Here is a 15,352-nt window from a genome sequence, read left to right on the forward strand (position 1 = left end):
TTTACCTTATAATTAAAATTACGATGTATAATTTATATAGTAATAGTAATACGGTATATAGTATTTCTCTCCACCAATGCAATAGGGTATACTAGAGTTCATTAAATATACGTAATAAGTGTTTAAGGAAAGATCCGTTATGGAGAGTGTTGATGCAAAGTAAGTGTAAGAATTTGTAAATGTAACAATCCCCACATAAGGTGAGACTACTGCCAAAGCTAATGACAACCATGAAGGAATAGTCTCACCCAATAACTCGGCAATCTTAATAATTAAGCCAATGGGAATACTATAAGTAGCAAAACCATTAGAAGTATAAATTGAAACTGAAGTATACGCATTGGTAATTGTAGTAGGATTTACACTAAATATGAAGGTTAGGTTGTTTGAGAAATACTCACTAGGAGGAACGTTGGGAGTTGTTGTATTATATAATTCTGGTAAATAGCTTGACCCAGAACTTACAACTTCTAACCCCGTCAGAAATACTTCATCACAATAACCATAAAATTGTGGAGGAGCACAAGGGGCAGCTGGACAATAGTAATACACGCTATAATTTGCAAAAGCAATCTGACCCATAGTATAAATCTCCAAAAAATTAGTATTCTCACTTTTGCCATAATCTCCTTTTCCACAGACTACTAGATTATTAGCACTTGTGGTTATTGAGAAGCCTGAAATGGTTATTGGGTATCCTAGTACTAGAACTCCAAATTTGAATTGTATTCCAGATGCTTGTGAATATCCTTCTTTAAGTAGTAAAGTGCCTGCATAGTCTGTGTAGTTTGTATCAGTTACGTAGACTACTGATAGTGGTATTATTCCTAGGCTTTTATTTGATGGGTAGAACCATACGTTGTTTAGGTAGAATATTAGGTTTATTCCTTCTACTTGTTCTTGGGGTACTGTTGTAGTGGTTGTGGGGTCTTTTCTTTTTATTGTAATTTTCCTTGGTTTGATGAATAGTTTTGTTACTGTTTTCCCTATTCCGTGTGTTATGTTGTATGGTGAGATTGTTATTGTGAATGGTTGTATGTATGCTATTGTTTCGTTTCCCTCGTTTATTGTGTATGATGCGAATCCCAGTAGTGATGGGGAGATATTATAGCCGTAGTGTTTTATCCAATGCTCTGCTATTATGGTTAAGTCACTTAAGGGTATTTTCACATAACCAGTATCATTTTCAACTAGTATTCTCCTAATTACGGTACCATTTGATGTTGGGTAGAATGCGAAAATGCTTACAGAAACGTTTTGTAGTAGTGTTAATTTATTGTGGGAGTATTTGAAGAATATAACATTTATATCCTTAGGGTCAGTATACTTAACGTAGAGTGTATATATAGTATTGTAATTGTTAATTATAACAATTGTTAATATTATAATAAAAATTAGTATCAAAGAAGAAACCATAACAATTTTAGTTCTCCTACCCATTTTCTCTAAATGATTTAGTTAATATAGTGATTATATAAATTTTTCTAGTAAATAACTATAATGTAAAAATTTCAAAAACTAAATATGATAAATAATGTATAGTAGATAAAAATGATCTGCTCCTTCTCAATAAACCTAAAAATCATTTCTCTTAAAAATAGATCTATAGTATTAATAGGAAAACTACAATTCTTAGTGAACTCCTGAACGGCCTTATTTTTCTAATCAAATTCTTTCCACGAAGATTTGAAAAGAGAAATTAGCTTCTTCCTTATTGTTCAAAACCTTTAATCCCAAGCCATTATGATAAGCATCTGGTGCTCCACTCATCGGTTCTATTGCTAAAGCGCCTTTAACTCCAGTATAAACTTGAACAAAAGGCATATTCTCTCTCTTAACTAAAATAGAAGAATAAGAAGATTTAAGCTGTATATCTCCATTTATTAGAAAACAATCGTCATATTCTCTATGTTCAAATTTAGAAGAGACAAGATCCCCAGTAGGAATCTTATCCTTCATAACGCATTGCTTAACATCTGTTGACGTAAAAATCTCCCAATCATTTGAAATTATAAAATAAGGATGAGTACCAACTGTAAGAGGTGCTCTTCTTTCACCAGTATTAGTAACTGAGATCGTAACAGATAATGAGTTTTCATCTACCTTATAGTTTACTTTACAGAGGAGTGTTGAAGGGTAACCATCATGCTTCAATAAATACTGTAAAGTTAGAGAATCATCTTTCTTATCAACTGCTTCAAAGACCTCATTTAATACTAAACCGTGGATGGCGTTTCCTTCCTTATTTTTAGGTAGAGAATATTTGATGCCATCAAATTCATATTCACCACCCTTAACTCTATTTGCATATGGTATTAGAAGTGCCATTCCGCCCCTTGTAGGTTTATAGAGGTTTCCCCTTAAAATGACGTCTTTTCCATTTACTGTGAAGGAATACAAATAACCTCCTCTTAGTAAAATTTCAGCCTCAGTATTTCCTTTTCTTATTTTCATATGGAATAATAAGATTAGATACATAAAAAGTAAGTGATGATGAGCACCCAACCTCCTGAATGGTGAGGAAGGCTAGATTAACTGATTAGGGTGAAAGATTAGTTATCTCTTCAATGATTTTTCTAAAGAATTCCTCGTGTTCTATTTTTCTGTATCTACTACTCCTTAAATGGTTATAAAATTCATCAGTCTCTATCATTAGTCTACCGCATATTGGGCATCTGCTTTTAGTCTCTACCAGAATCCTCTCTAAGTAGGGGTAAATCACTTGTTTCCTAAATTGCATCTCAATATTTTTTAAGTTTGTGTTATTTTCTTCTCTTTTCTCAAGCGATCTCAAATATTCTCTTATAGCTTTTGTCCCCCCAGCTTCTATTTTCTTCAGCGTTCTTTCGTAGTTCTCCAGCTCTTCTCTAGCATAATCAATTCCTAGTGACGCTAAAAATTCTAATTCTTCTTTACTAATTACAAGTCTAAGGACTAAACCGTGAAGGGCATCTTTCTGACTATAATAACTAGCACTACCGAATTGAGTATTAATTACCCACTTTAAACCGTATATGCTATGGTAAACAAATATAGTTGTATTTCCTCTTTGTAGAGTTCTAGGTGCTACATGTTCAAATCCTATCATCATGAGGGCTTTAAAAAGCGAGACCATGAGATAAATAAGATCAGAAGTTATTAATTTTTACTTGACCTAAATTTTTACCCTTTGATAAAAGTAGAGGGAAATTTAAAGATACTATTAGGACTACCTGATTTAGGAGAACTATTACCTCTTTTAAGATTAATTTCCCATATATCGAGTATTTAGTTAGAATCACATACCTTTAAAGACATCCAGTTATTAGAGCTGGAATAATAAATTACAACTTACATTCTTTTAGACTTTTCCTAATTTCATTATTTGAGTTTTAAGGTATTTTGAGATTGCGTTAATATTATCATAAATTGCCGTCAAGTTTGAACTAGATAATTTATTTAAACCATCAATTCCTTTAAGTTCCATTATACTCTCTTTTTCCTTATTTTTAGTCTCATCAAGAATTTCCTTTTAATTTAGTGGCAAATTCTTTTTCATCCTGTCTGCATGTTCCATAATTTCCCCTAATTCTCTTACTATTTTAACATAAGTTGAAAGAACATCTAGGTTTTTTGAAATAATAGTCTCAGTCCTATCTACCATTCTCACGAGAAAATCTGTTATCTCTTTTAACGGAATTTCTTCACTTTCTTCAAAAATTTCTATCACATGAGCATCTATCCCTTTTAACCTTTCTAAAGAACTAAAATTCCCTTTTTTAACTTCATCAGAAATGGATTTAAGATCTTTCACGCTTAATCTAAGAAGCGTAATAAGTGAACTTTTTATGAGGAATTCTAAAGACTTTCCTTTAAATCTTATATCATCCATTAATAAAACTGTATAATATAAGTCTGAACTATGTCCGAATGCTATTGAAGCCCTATTACTACCAAAAGGATAAATATTAATATTGATGTAATCATAGCCCCTTTTAGGCAATATACTCTCAATAATCTTAAAAGCATCCCTAATTATTTCCTCGTAATCTTCGACACTTTCCATGTAATGTAGTAATCTAAATCTCAAATTTATGCATTTTGTGTATATCGAGATTATCAGTGTTGATTAAAACTCCACTTCATGAACAAGTTTAACAAGAAATTATTATAAGATTCACTCGTTTCCTTACTTACCAGAAACAATTGTTCAATCTCACAATACTAAAATGAGATAAACCTCTGAAAACCAGAACTGAAGAAGTATCTGAATAGTTTGCTTTGTTGAAATAAAAACAATAAAAAAACCTGGGAGTTTTGGGCTATTCCAAATAAAATTTCCTTTTGGTTAAAAGGAAGGGAGCGTATTACTTTCAATTTTTAGTAAGAGCAATAAAACCTTTATTTCAAGTGTAGTTTACGTCTTTTCATTCTCTTTCTAAAGCTTGAAGTAATATTTTGTTCAGTTAACTCCGACTTAACTTGTCACTTTAACGGGTTTTTTATTTAACGCAAAACTTTAACTGGAAAGACGTAAAAACTTTTACCCCAAATAGATTAAGGAAGAGATATACTTCAACTGGAGAATTAATAGCAAGAGAGATTATTTGAAAAATGTGAAGAAATAAAAGAAAATATGAAAAAAGAGCTATAAGAGAATATATATTCAATTTTACCCTCCTTTTTAGGGATTAACCCCTAAAATTTGAGGTAGGTAGAGTCTAGAGATAGCTTGATAAGAGAAAAATTTTGTAACTGATATTTTCTCTTCAATTTTTTTATCATATGCTTAACTTTAAAAGAGATAAAATGTAACATAACCCATGGATTACTACTTATCAAACATTTCGAAAGTGGAAAAACAACAAGTACCAATTAGGGGTTCCAAGGGAGCTTACATCCAATGGTTAGTTACTAAAAATGAAGGGGCACACTACGCTGTAAGGAGATTTACTTTAGAGCCTAATGGAGTGATTCCTATGCATGTACACAAATATCAAGAGACAGTAATTATAGTAAAAGGAAAATGTAAAGTATGTGTTGCTGATAAAACTTACGAACTGAAAGAAGGAGATTACATTTTTATTGATGGAGGAGTTAAACATGCTTTTGTAAATTATGATAAAGAGTTAGAGTTCTTTTGCATAATTGATTACGCAGAAGATATGAGTATACAAACGATTGATGAAAAATGTGACTGAGAAAGGAAGGAAAGTAGTTAAGATTTTATTTTTACATTAAGACATGAAGATTAAGAAAGACATAATTATGAGAGAATTTTTGAGATATCCCATGCTCTGCCTCTTGTACAATGGCGTAATAGTAGTCGTATCTCTGTAATACAAATTTAGCTGAGACAATAAAACCTAAAGTAGAGAAAGGCTTCAGCTTACTCTTATTTATACGATAATAGTACTACAATACGAGAGTATTCAGTTAAACTATAGTCTTTTTCATAACAGTTGCAAAGGGAATTTGAAGGGCTATCCCAAATTTAGCAAGGAGCTTCTGTGAAATGGGGTGGCGAAGAAAAGCTACTTGTCTAATCCAGTATCTCCCCAAAATATATAGTGTTTTCATAGTAAATGCAAAGGATAATAACATTATACTAATATCTTGTTACTCTAATCATTGGTTCACTTTTAACATCTTAGCCTTTTTGTAACTAATATGAAAAAGACCATTATTCAATAGAATTATTTTCGATGTGATGAATTTGGAGTTATATTGCTTGGATTTATAAATGAATATAGCAAAAATGAATATATGAGATAACGTATTGATTAAATGCATATTACAATAAATAACATAGAATAAAAACATTAATTAACCATTCTCATAAGGCAATTTAATAGTGTAAATAGTTAAAAAAATAAGTTAGTATTCAAAATAATCTTACGGAGGTGAAAAGGTGAAGAAAGATAGAATGGAAGTAATAAGCAAGTATAGCAATGTAACTGCATTTTTAGCTCTAGTAGCTATAACTCTACTAGCAATGTTTCCATTATCGATTTACCTACTAGCCGCTTACATGGCTATTGAAGGGCTCGATATGGTCGAGTTTAGTATTTTTGGTTTCGAGGTTTCAATTGATTATGGTACTGCTACTAGTATGGCGCAAATCTTTTTTGTAGGAGCAGGAGCATTTGGTGGTCTTGCCGCTGTAGCTCACTATATGGGTTATAACACGCTAGCATTAGTACTTCTAATTGTAGGCATAGGGCTTGCATTCTTCGGTCTAGGCTTCGGTTAGGTGATAAAATTGAATAAAAGAAAGGCAGTATTTTTCTTTTCTCTCCTTTCCATATTGAGTTCTATCTTTTCATTTTTTATATATAAAATCAATCCTTTTTTAGCGCAAATAATCCTTTTTATGGGTATTGGATTTGCAAGCATAGGAATGTTTTTCGCAGCCCTCATTGCAATATCCCTTTTTAAAGCCCTTTTTAAAGGGGATTTACAGAAGTCTGTGCCAGAATCGAAATCATATAGTAAAAACGTTTATAATCCTTTTATTTTAATCGTAAAAATGTCTTTGCTTCTCTCTTTCTCATTAACACTTTCTTCACTCTTTATTTTTGCTTGTTTTGTTTGGATTCTTCACGTAACTTTTATTACCCCTATGGATTTATTTGTTTCGATTGCCTTAAACTTCTTATTTGGAATTTTATTTTCAATGATAGTATTATCTAGAGTTGATTTATTTAAAGAGGTTAAACCTGGAGAAGTTAAAATTATTAGGGTTCCTAAATTTGTGCATGGTGGTTTAACTACAGGTGTTCTTGCATTATCGCTTCGTTCACCTTTTAAGGAAATAATATTTATATATGATTATGAAGATGAATCTCTTGTAAAGACAATTGAGTTACATGAGTTAGCCCATGCAAAGGAATATCATCCAATTTTACTTCAAATAATAGGAATATTACTAGTATCTATTATTGGTTCTCTATTATTTTTCACACCTTTTTCATATATTATTCCCCTCATAAACATTAGTTTGCTTCTTGTAATTAAAACACTGTTAGTAGTGTTGTCTATAGGAGTTGCAAGTCTCCTCTTCTTGAGGGTTGCAGAATCGAGGGCTGACGCTTTCGCATTTAAGATAATTGGTGAAAAAGCGTATGAGAATTTATTAGAAATACTTAGAATACATTATGGTAAAAATATAAAGAGTACTGAGGAAGCCCCTCTATTTAGTAGAATTACTCACACCTCATCAAGGAATGCTTTAAAAACTGGAGATCCTTTATCCTCCTTAGGCCTTTGGGAGTTTCCAACAATTCTCTCTTTTGTAGCAGCAACAATTGCAATAATGCGTGCAAACTCAATTATTATAATAGAACTCTTCCCTTTCCTTTACATAGGTATTCTTGTAATATTATTTCTAGTAGGGTTAGTTTTCTTACCCATTGTAAAGAAGTACTATGGAATGACTGAAAGGGGAAGCATGAACTTCTCCACCCTACTTGCCGGACTTTACATAATTTCAAGTATGAGTGCACTAAATGGATACCCTAACATATACTTAATTATTTTCCTATTCTTAGTTGGGATAGCTTTAACATATATGATTGCTAGAGTGTTTCTAAAATCTAAAAAGATTATTATACACACCCTCCTAATATATCTAGGTATAAACATCCTCATTGGCGTAATCAGCGTAATCAGAATATTTCTACATGGTGTATAAAATTGTTAAAAGAATTTAATTGGAAGAATATTATAAAAATTTACCTTACATTTTGGTTAGGCCTCTTAGGAGGAGGCTTAATAGATTACTTCAAAGGTTTCTCCAAACCAAGTGTTCCAATACCTCTTCCCATACCTGACTACGGACTTTTCTTGAAGATTATAGAGGTGAACTTTACATTTGCAATAATACTCTTCCTTCTTGGTATCAGTAAGGTAATTCAGAGGATAGTAATTTTGGTCTTATCTTTTGTTATAGGCGAAATAGTATTTACCTCTGGTTTTATAATAGGCTTAATTGGTATTCTTCCTCATGGTATCTTAGAGCTTTTAGGTTTTTGCTTCATCGCTTATGCAGGAGAAAATTTTAGATATAGAAACAAAGTAATAAAGCTTCTTTTCATAGGCTTTATCATGTTAGTAATTGCGGCTTTCATAGAGTCATCCTTAACTATTTACATCCTTGAACATATATTATCCAAGTAGTTTTACACCCTGAAGTGTTCATGAATAATGATAAAAATATTTGCGTATCAGTAGAAGACCACTAATGCCAAGACCTAAACATGTAGGCAACCTCTCCTTATTAATACGCTTACATATAATTGTATAAATTTAATATCTTATGAGTTCTAAATTCGACATCATTATTTGCTTTTTTACTTTAAGTGTGATAAATCGAGCCTTAACTCCATATATACCATGATGAGGAAATTTAGTGATTGTGATAAGGTTATGTTTTTTTAGATAATCAAAAATTTGAACTTCATTAACTCTCTCTAATACTCATCACTTGAAGTTTAAGGAGAGAACAGAATGCTTCATATTATAAGTAGACACAGTAGAGTATTATAGTCAATCCATCCTATAATCTTCTTTCTAATAATTCCACGTATATGAGAATTTTAACTTAATGTCTTTCTCTTATTATGCTAACTTAATGAATTTGTATGTTACCTCATATACAGCTCAGATTGGCTTCATAAACCTCTCTTCTATAAAGAGTCAAATTCCATAAGTTTTTATTGATTAGTAGTTTAAAGATATTATCTTACCATAAAAATTATAATATTTGCTCATAAACTAATAAATACTTAGAATTTGCTTCCTTATTTTTATCGCTTACTAGAAAGAAATCTTCAATTAGTAAGAGGATCTTTCTTATATGTTTTTAACGTAACATAAAAACGTAACGATTTTCCTACTATAATTGCTAATTGAGTTATTAGGCTTTTGCTTCTCATTATTTATCATATATGACAAATTCTCACATTAATAGTTTGTCACATATGACAAGATTATATTATACGATATATTATGAATGATGAGGAACTACTGAAGATAATGTCAGAATGGAACTTCTGGGCTGAACCCTTTTTCACGTTAATAAAAATCTTTTTATATTTGATAATGTTAAAATTTTTTCGATAAAGATGATCTCTCACACCGATGTGGGCTATGCCCAAAAGGGTGAGGGAGATAACGGAGATGTGAGTCCCGTGCCGTTGGGCTCAAAGGAGTCCCATGACCCACCTACCAGTAGGTGGTTGAGGGCTAAGCCCCTACACTCGATCATGATTGAAGATAAAATGAGTGAAATGAAAGTGTAGGGACAAACGGAAAAAGAAAAGCCTAAAGTAGGAATAGAAAAGTAATGTTATGTGGAGAGAATAATAAAACTGTTAAGCAGTGTAAAAAATAGTAGTTATTTCTGGAATTAGGAGGGCAGGAAAGTCTTTCATTGCGAGACAAATATTAAACAGACTAATAGAGAATGGAGTAAACCCAGATGATACTTTAATTATTAGATTCGACGATAAGAGGCTGATAAACCTTAATTATGAGCTACTTCTGAAAATATATACTCTTTAACTTATGTAAAAAAGGATAAGAGTAAGCCCACTTATCTAGTGCTAGATGAGGCACAAGAAATTGAGGGCTGGGAGAGGTTCGTTAGAGGTTTAGAAGAAAGACGCGAGGCAAAGATAATTGTTACGGGATCATCGGCAAAACTATTAAGTTCGGAGTTCACGACTTTACTTTCTGGTAGGCGTGTTGAAGTTAGAGTTACTCCTCTCTCCTTCCGTAAGATATTGAAATTTAAAGGGATAAGTGTGAAAGGAATTGTTGAGTTAGCGGAAAACATAGATAAAATAAAGAGAGAACTGGTAGAAATGATGAACTACGGAGGATTTCCAGACGTCGTTCTTAATCCAGAGGTGAGGGCTGAGCTTATTCACTCCTACTTTGACACGATTATTGTGAAAGATATTTTAGGTATAATATTAAAAGGGAGGAGAATATAAGGACTCTTGCTAAGTTTTGCATTTCCTCCTCTGCCTCTAAAATAACTTATAATAGCGTGTCCAAGTTCCTTAAAATCCCAGTAAAGATTGTTGAGAGGTACTCTGAATATCTTGAAAAATCATTCCTACTTTTTTTCATAAAGAACTATTCAATATCTCCTAAAGATATAGAGAATCCACCTAGAAAGGTTTATGTAATAGATAACGGCTTTTTAAAGTATTTTTATACCGCGCCTCTCAGAAGGACTTTTGAAAGCTTAATTGTTCAGCATCTATATAGATATACGATAAGAAGGTTTTATGAACTGTACTATTGGTCTTCTGAAGATTCTGAAATTGACGTTATCATAAAGAGTGGTAAAAAGATTCTCCCTATACAGATAACTTATGAACTGAATGATGAAAATGAGGAGAGAGAGCTAAAGAGTTTAAGAAAGTTCAAAAAATATGCAGACTATAATGCTGCACTTATAGTTACGTTTGAACAGAAGAGGGAGATAGAAGAGATTAAAGTTCTCCATGCATATAAGTTCCTTATTAATATAGAAGATATATTGTACTCTTTTATGAGCTAAGATTATATATAGAAGAGTGATAAAGAAAACTAGTTACAGATCTCTGATAGTCTTATATTTCGACAATCTGGAAATAATTCTTTCTTTCGAAGGAGATAAACAGACTCTTCATGATCTAAATTATTGTCTTTAAAACTATATAACATAGAATTTCTCTATAAAAATATTATAGATATAAACATCTATTTAAACCTCTCTATAAAAGAGAGTTAAGGAATAAGAGGCTTAGATTCTTATCAAATCATAAGTTATGATATCACTACTGATCCCTCTGGGTCTGTAACGTATGGAGCTAATTCAGAGGATAGCATATATACTTCATATACTCCATCTCTTCCTAAATTTTCCAGAGTTGTACTTTTCTTTTCGTAAACATATAACACTTGCTTAGAGATTACGACTATAGTATCTACGTTAGGTGAGATGTATATGTTGCCTAAATGTCTTAGTAATTCTATTTCCATTGTTCCAGTCCTATCAACGACTCTGTATAATAACGCATGTACGTAGGGAGGTATTATTAAATTAACGTCTGAATATCCTGAAGAAAGAACCTGTTCATAAGCCCTAACGATGTCATTGACAATATTGCCCGGAATATTCCAATCACTTCTGTTCATTTTCTTGCTACGTTGTAATATGGACAAAGGATGTTCCCTATAGATTAATAAATCCTCTTTTCTACTATGCATAAGGTAAGCCTTCATAAAGACTGGCTGAGTTTCTTCTTTGGGTAGATCTGGCATAACTTTAAAGAGCGTGTTTATTCTGCTTAGAGGATATGAGACTTGCTTATCAGATTGTATTATTGCGGTATCTTGTACTTTTGTCTCATAAAACGGTATTGCTTGCTGATCCCATTTTATTATGTTAGATAAACTCTTTAAGGAAGATTTAACATAATTTTTCTCTGACATAGCGTCACTTTTCTCAACTTTAGTTTTTTCATTAGTGAGTTCAACGTCATTAATTTTTATAGGAAACTCCTCCTTTCCTATTAATTTTGAAGCCTCATTCCAACCTTTTAATATGTAATTGAACTCTTCCCTATTTAGGTGATATAGTAACCTCAAAAACTCACCGAAATGTGTCATCTCTTCTTTAGCAATATCATCATGCACTTTCTTTACGAATTCGTCTGAAAATAGCTTTCCTTGTTGAAGATAATAGTTAATAGCATCAATTTCAGCAGCTAAAGCGCCCCGTATAGCCCTTATCATCTCTTCTTGATCCATCTTTTCCTTTCTTACATTTACTGAAGGATCTGTTGAAAACATATAATTATATCTCTTTATAAGATATATAAGCTTGCACAGAAGGCGTATCCGTAATTTAATTGTCGTGCTATTTGTTTTATCAAGAATCAGTTATCGATAATGTGCTTTGGCTAATAAACTCTGGAGAATAAAGGATCTAAAATAACTAACACTAAGCATAATTCTTAAAGATTACCCTTAGCCAATAGAATATTGGATATATTTGCTATCAAAGATTTTATCCCCCTTGGACTCGCGTTAGGGCGTCAAATACGTAATAAATGTAATTTACTTTACTAATAAATTTTTTATACTAAAACAAGTATAACAGACTCAACTGGTATAATAATACTTAAGGGGAACAACGTGCGAGCAAATTACAATTTCCATGGTATAACTTAGACGTAATCCCAAAATATTTGGGTTAGAAGAGTAAGAGTAAATACCTTTTGGTTTGCGAGGAAATCTTGAAAGAGCTGTAATCATAAGGGAGTTTGATGGTTTCAAGTTCACCAAAATGAACCCCTTGGATTTACTTAAAGATGTTGATCGTAATGTGCTCTTCAGAGAGTCGTACGGGGGGACATTAAACTAGTAACTGTTAATAGTGTGGTCAAGAATTTCCTCAACGTTAGGAAGTCCAGTCAAAGTCCTCGTTACACTGGTTTGTCCATAAGTTCGGCGACAGAATAAGGGATTTACTCCTCAAGGTCTTCTGGGGATTTGAAATACATTACCATATAAGACACATTATAATCTTTAATACTTCGAAAGATGTAATAGATGAAGAGGAGTGACTAGGAATTACTTAAGCTTTGAGGTGTAAATAATAATGATTATACGTGAAGCGACTTATAGTGATATTCAAGAAATGTCAGCAGTTTGGGGAGAGTCAATGGGTTCCTCTAACGTAGAAGCAAATAAAGAGATCTTTTCTATTTTCCTTGATCTAGGAAAATGTATAGTAGTGGAGGAAGGAGAAAGAATAATCTCTACTGCTTGTTATATTCCTTATTATAACTTAAGCTGGATAGGTAATGTAGGTGTAAAGCCAGAATACCAACGTAAGGGAATTGGAAGAAAAATAATGATTGAATTACTCAATGATATAAAGACAAGGAGTATAAGGCTTGACGCAACCAATGCTGGTTATAAGCTTTATAGAGATCTTGGTTTTGAAGAAGAGTATAAGACTGTGGTTTATGATATTTCGCAAGTTAGAGGAGAGGGAAAAGCTAAAATAACAGAAAAGCTCGAGGATTGGATGCTTAAACTGGATAAAATGGCGTTCGGTGATGATAGGTCAAAACTTTTGTCACGAATTAAGGGTAAAATAGTATATAATGAGGGTGGTTTCGGTATAGTTTATCGAAACGTTATAGGTCCATTAATAGCTGTTAATGAGCTAAGTGCTGAAGAATTGATTAGATATGCTGTATCGAATCTAGGAGTAAGGTTAATTATAACTGTCAATGAGGAATTCATAAAGAGTCTGGGAGGCGAGAAAGTTTACGAATGCGTAAGAATGAGAAAAGGGGATAAAATAAATGAGGATAAGGAGCTAATTTATGGTATCTTCAGATATTCGTTCGGTTAGTTCTGAGTGAGAAGAAATTATTATATTCTATATTTATCATAATTAAATTACTTAATATTATGTACTATCATATGTAATAAAATTCTTTATTTTAGAACAAAATTTTATAACTTACCTATCGTCTCTTCAATTTATTAGCCAATTTCTTGTAGTATCTCCGTAGAATTTGTTTACGAGTTAAGGACTATCTCATTTTAACCGATGATATGGAAATCGTTAAAAGATCTCAGCAAAAAGAATATTTTTAACTTCATGTCTTTTATTTAATATAGAGATATTAACATGTAAAAATTTTTAGCTTATGAAAATATACAGGGCTGTGGAGACTATAATTAAAAGTATATCAAGGATGAAGGCTATTAGTGCTGGTCCAGTAGTTACGGGTAATGGTTTCCCAATTAGTGGTGCTGGAAGGACTCTTGTTAACGTAAGTAAGAGGTAATTGATCCACCAATAGACGATTTCTAGTAAATAAATTATTTTTACGGTAAATAATCTAAAGGCAAGGATGAATAGTACCCCAGCAATTATTGAGAGAACAGCATCTAATATAAAGAATATTCTTATTCCAAAAGGTAAGAAGCTTAATCCGTATAAGGGGAAATGATCGGCACTCCAAGCAAAACTAAGTATACCTCCTACTATCCCTAAACCTATTATTGAAGTGGAAACTCTTTTCATAAAAATAATGTTTAATTGACTACTTAATTAATTTTTTCCTAAATCAAAAGTTGTATTGAAAAGAGAATATTGGGAAAAAGTTTATAATCAATAAAAATGAGGTAAAGGTCATGAAACTAGACAAAATTGGACTTGTATTAATTGCACTCTCAGCAATTATACTAATAATTGGAGGAGTATTCTTTGCAATGGCAGCAATGCCCCATACAGCAGTAAGTACTACCTCGACATCAACAACTAGTACAACAACAACTTCAAGTACTAGTTCCACAAGCACTACCTCGACATCAACTTCTACTTCATCATCCCCAGTCTGGGCTTAAAAGTGAAGATAAAAGGGAAGATTTCTATAAAATATAGTTTTTTATGATAATTATAAAATAATAAAAGGACTAGATTGTAGATGGAACAAGGTATATTTTACATTGGAAAATGTTATTTCCCCCTAAATTTACGATGAGAAAGACCTAGAACAACGGTTTGAAGAATCTTTTTCTTTCATAAATCCAATCTTCACTTTCCTCATGACATTCTATATTATATTTTTTACAGTAGCTTAATATATTCTCTTTAACTTTTTTCCACCACTCTGTATCACCTTCTTTATATTTTAACCCTCTGTAAAATCTGAACTTATCAAATACTATCCTAGTTTTACTACCTGAAATTTCCTCTATTACACTTTCGATCTCATGATCGTTAAATCCCTTGATTATAGGCCCTAAAAAGAGCCAAGTTTCAATGCTTTCTTCACTGAGTCTTTCTAATGCCCTAATTCTTGCCTTAGGAGGAGGTGCGTTAGGCTCTAATTCTTTCCACCTTTCTAAACTCGTTACAGTAAATCCAACATCAATTTTCTTCTTATTCTGTATCAAAATATCTAAATCCCTTAATACTAAAGGAGACTTTGTCTGTATTGAAACTCTAAAGTTATGACTAAGGAGAAGTGAAATACTTTCTCTGGTAATCTTCTTTAAAGCCTCTATTGGCTGATAAGGATCAGTTATTGTTGATACGCCAACTGTTCCTTTTCTCTTTAAAAATACTTCTTTTCTAAGAATTTCTAATAAATTCTCCTTAACAATTATTACCTTACCCCAATTTAATGATGCTTCTTCATTAGGAGTAAAATTGGGAGCATAACAATAAGTACATGAATAAGCACAGCCTAAGTAAGGGTTTAAGCTATAGTCTAATTCCTTTAATCTCGACTTACTTAAGGCTGTTTTAACCCTAATACTCTTTACGATAATTTCAACCACCTAA

General features: G+C 32.1%; 17 protein-coding genes and 1 pseudogene. 11 read left to right on the forward strand and 7 right to left on the reverse strand.

The annotated features are described in order from the left end of the window. Positions 1 to 18: 18 nt before the first annotated feature. The 4 genes from D1869_RS06095 to D1869_RS06110 form a co-directional block, all read right to left on the reverse strand. On the reverse strand, positions 19 to 1,440 hold the full coding sequence (locus D1869_RS06095; RefSeq protein WP_156014364.1) for a hypothetical protein: 1,422 nt from the start codon (positions 1,438 to 1,440) through the stop codon (positions 19 to 21). A gap of 225 nt (positions 1,441 to 1,665) precedes the next feature. After that, entirely contained in the window at positions 1,666 to 2,454 is a 789-nt protein-coding gene (locus tag D1869_RS06100; protein ID WP_156014365.1) for an aldose 1-epimerase, read from the reverse strand. Between the two features lie 85 nt (positions 2,455 to 2,539). After that, the gene (locus D1869_RS06105; protein ID WP_156014366.1) at positions 2,540 to 3,115 is read right to left on the reverse strand and encodes a hypothetical protein; all 576 of its coding nucleotides are present in this window, start codon (positions 3,113 to 3,115) and stop codon (positions 2,540 to 2,542) included. A 396-nt stretch (positions 3,116 to 3,511) separates the two neighbouring features. After that, positions 3,512 to 4,045, reverse strand: coding sequence for a hypothetical protein (locus tag D1869_RS06110; protein WP_156014367.1), 534 nt, complete (start codon positions 4,043 to 4,045; stop codon positions 3,512 to 3,514). A gap of 757 nt (positions 4,046 to 4,802) precedes the next feature. Between D1869_RS06110 and D1869_RS06115 the strand changes: the two genes are divergently transcribed. From D1869_RS06115 to D1869_RS15435, 8 genes are all read left to right on the forward strand, one after another. Next, on the forward strand, positions 4,803 to 5,180 hold the full coding sequence (locus D1869_RS06115; protein WP_156014368.1) for a cupin domain-containing protein: 378 nt from the start codon (positions 4,803 to 4,805) through the stop codon (positions 5,178 to 5,180). A gap of 710 nt (positions 5,181 to 5,890) precedes the next feature. After that, a complete protein-coding gene (locus tag D1869_RS06120) occupies positions 5,891 to 6,232 on the forward strand; it encodes a hypothetical protein (RefSeq protein WP_156014369.1) in 342 nt (113 codons plus the stop codon). 9 nt (positions 6,233 to 6,241) lie between these two features. Next, positions 6,242 to 7,672: a M48 family metalloprotease gene (locus tag D1869_RS06125; protein ID WP_156014370.1), complete on the forward strand. Its 1,431-nt coding sequence runs from the start codon at positions 6,242 to 6,244 to the stop codon at positions 7,670 to 7,672. Positions 7,673 to 7,674: 2 nt separating this feature from the next. After that, on the forward strand, positions 7,675 to 8,157 hold the full coding sequence (locus D1869_RS06130; protein ID WP_184651034.1) for a stage II sporulation protein M: 483 nt from the start codon (positions 7,675 to 7,677) through the stop codon (positions 8,155 to 8,157). A 947-nt stretch (positions 8,158 to 9,104) separates the two neighbouring features. Continuing rightward, entirely contained in the window at positions 9,105 to 9,281 is a 177-nt protein-coding gene (locus D1869_RS15130) for a hypothetical protein (RefSeq protein WP_196772276.1), read from the forward strand. 142 nt (positions 9,282 to 9,423) lie between these two features. Beyond that, positions 9,424 to 9,543: a hypothetical protein gene (locus tag D1869_RS15675; RefSeq protein ID WP_269203975.1), complete on the forward strand. Its 120-nt coding sequence runs from the start codon at positions 9,424 to 9,426 to the stop codon at positions 9,541 to 9,543. A 38-nt stretch (positions 9,544 to 9,581) separates the two neighbouring features. Next, positions 9,582 to 9,977 (forward strand): AAA family ATPase, encoded by a 396-nt coding sequence (locus D1869_RS15430; RefSeq protein ID WP_269203974.1) that lies wholly within the window; start codon positions 9,582 to 9,584, stop codon positions 9,975 to 9,977. Positions 9,978 to 9,997: 20 nt separating this feature from the next. After that, positions 9,998 to 10,552: a DUF4143 domain-containing protein gene (locus tag D1869_RS15435; RefSeq protein WP_375781478.1), complete on the forward strand. Its 555-nt coding sequence runs from the start codon at positions 9,998 to 10,000 to the stop codon at positions 10,550 to 10,552. A gap of 248 nt (positions 10,553 to 10,800) precedes the next feature. On the opposite strand, the gene D1869_RS06140 is transcribed toward D1869_RS15435, so the two are convergent. Beyond that, positions 10,801 to 11,829 (reverse strand): encapsulin, encoded by a 1,029-nt coding sequence (locus tag D1869_RS06140; RefSeq protein ID WP_156014372.1) that lies wholly within the window; start codon positions 11,827 to 11,829, stop codon positions 10,801 to 10,803. 428 nt (positions 11,830 to 12,257) lie between these two features. Here D1869_RS06140 and D1869_RS15440 point away from each other — a divergent pair. Next, a pseudogene (locus tag D1869_RS15440) lies at positions 12,258 to 12,536 on the forward strand (IS5/IS1182 family transposase); the annotation flags it as partial. Between the two features lie 104 nt (positions 12,537 to 12,640). Then, complete coding sequence (locus D1869_RS06145; RefSeq protein WP_156014373.1) at positions 12,641 to 13,405, forward strand: GNAT family N-acetyltransferase; 765 nt, start codon at positions 12,641 to 12,643, stop codon at positions 13,403 to 13,405. A 294-nt stretch (positions 13,406 to 13,699) separates the two neighbouring features. On the opposite strand, the gene D1869_RS06150 is transcribed toward D1869_RS06145, so the two are convergent. Continuing rightward, the gene (locus D1869_RS06150; protein WP_156014374.1) at positions 13,700 to 14,086 is read right to left on the reverse strand and encodes a hypothetical protein; all 387 of its coding nucleotides are present in this window, start codon (positions 14,084 to 14,086) and stop codon (positions 13,700 to 13,702) included. A gap of 110 nt (positions 14,087 to 14,196) precedes the next feature. On the opposite strand from D1869_RS06150, the gene D1869_RS06155 reads away from it, so the two are divergent. Further along, positions 14,197 to 14,409: a sulfocyanin gene (locus D1869_RS06155; RefSeq protein ID WP_156014375.1), complete on the forward strand. Its 213-nt coding sequence runs from the start codon at positions 14,197 to 14,199 to the stop codon at positions 14,407 to 14,409. A gap of 144 nt (positions 14,410 to 14,553) precedes the next feature. On the opposite strand, the gene D1869_RS06160 is transcribed toward D1869_RS06155, so the two are convergent. Then, positions 14,554 to 15,339, reverse strand: a complete 786-nt coding sequence (locus tag D1869_RS06160; protein ID WP_156015917.1) for an SPL family radical SAM protein — start codon at positions 15,337 to 15,339, stop codon at positions 14,554 to 14,556. Positions 15,340 to 15,352 lie beyond the last annotated feature (13 nt).

It is taken from the genome of Sulfurisphaera ohwakuensis (assembly GCF_009729055.1).
Classification (GTDB): Archaea; Thermoproteota; Thermoprotei_A; order Sulfolobales; family Sulfolobaceae; genus Sulfurisphaera; species Sulfurisphaera ohwakuensis.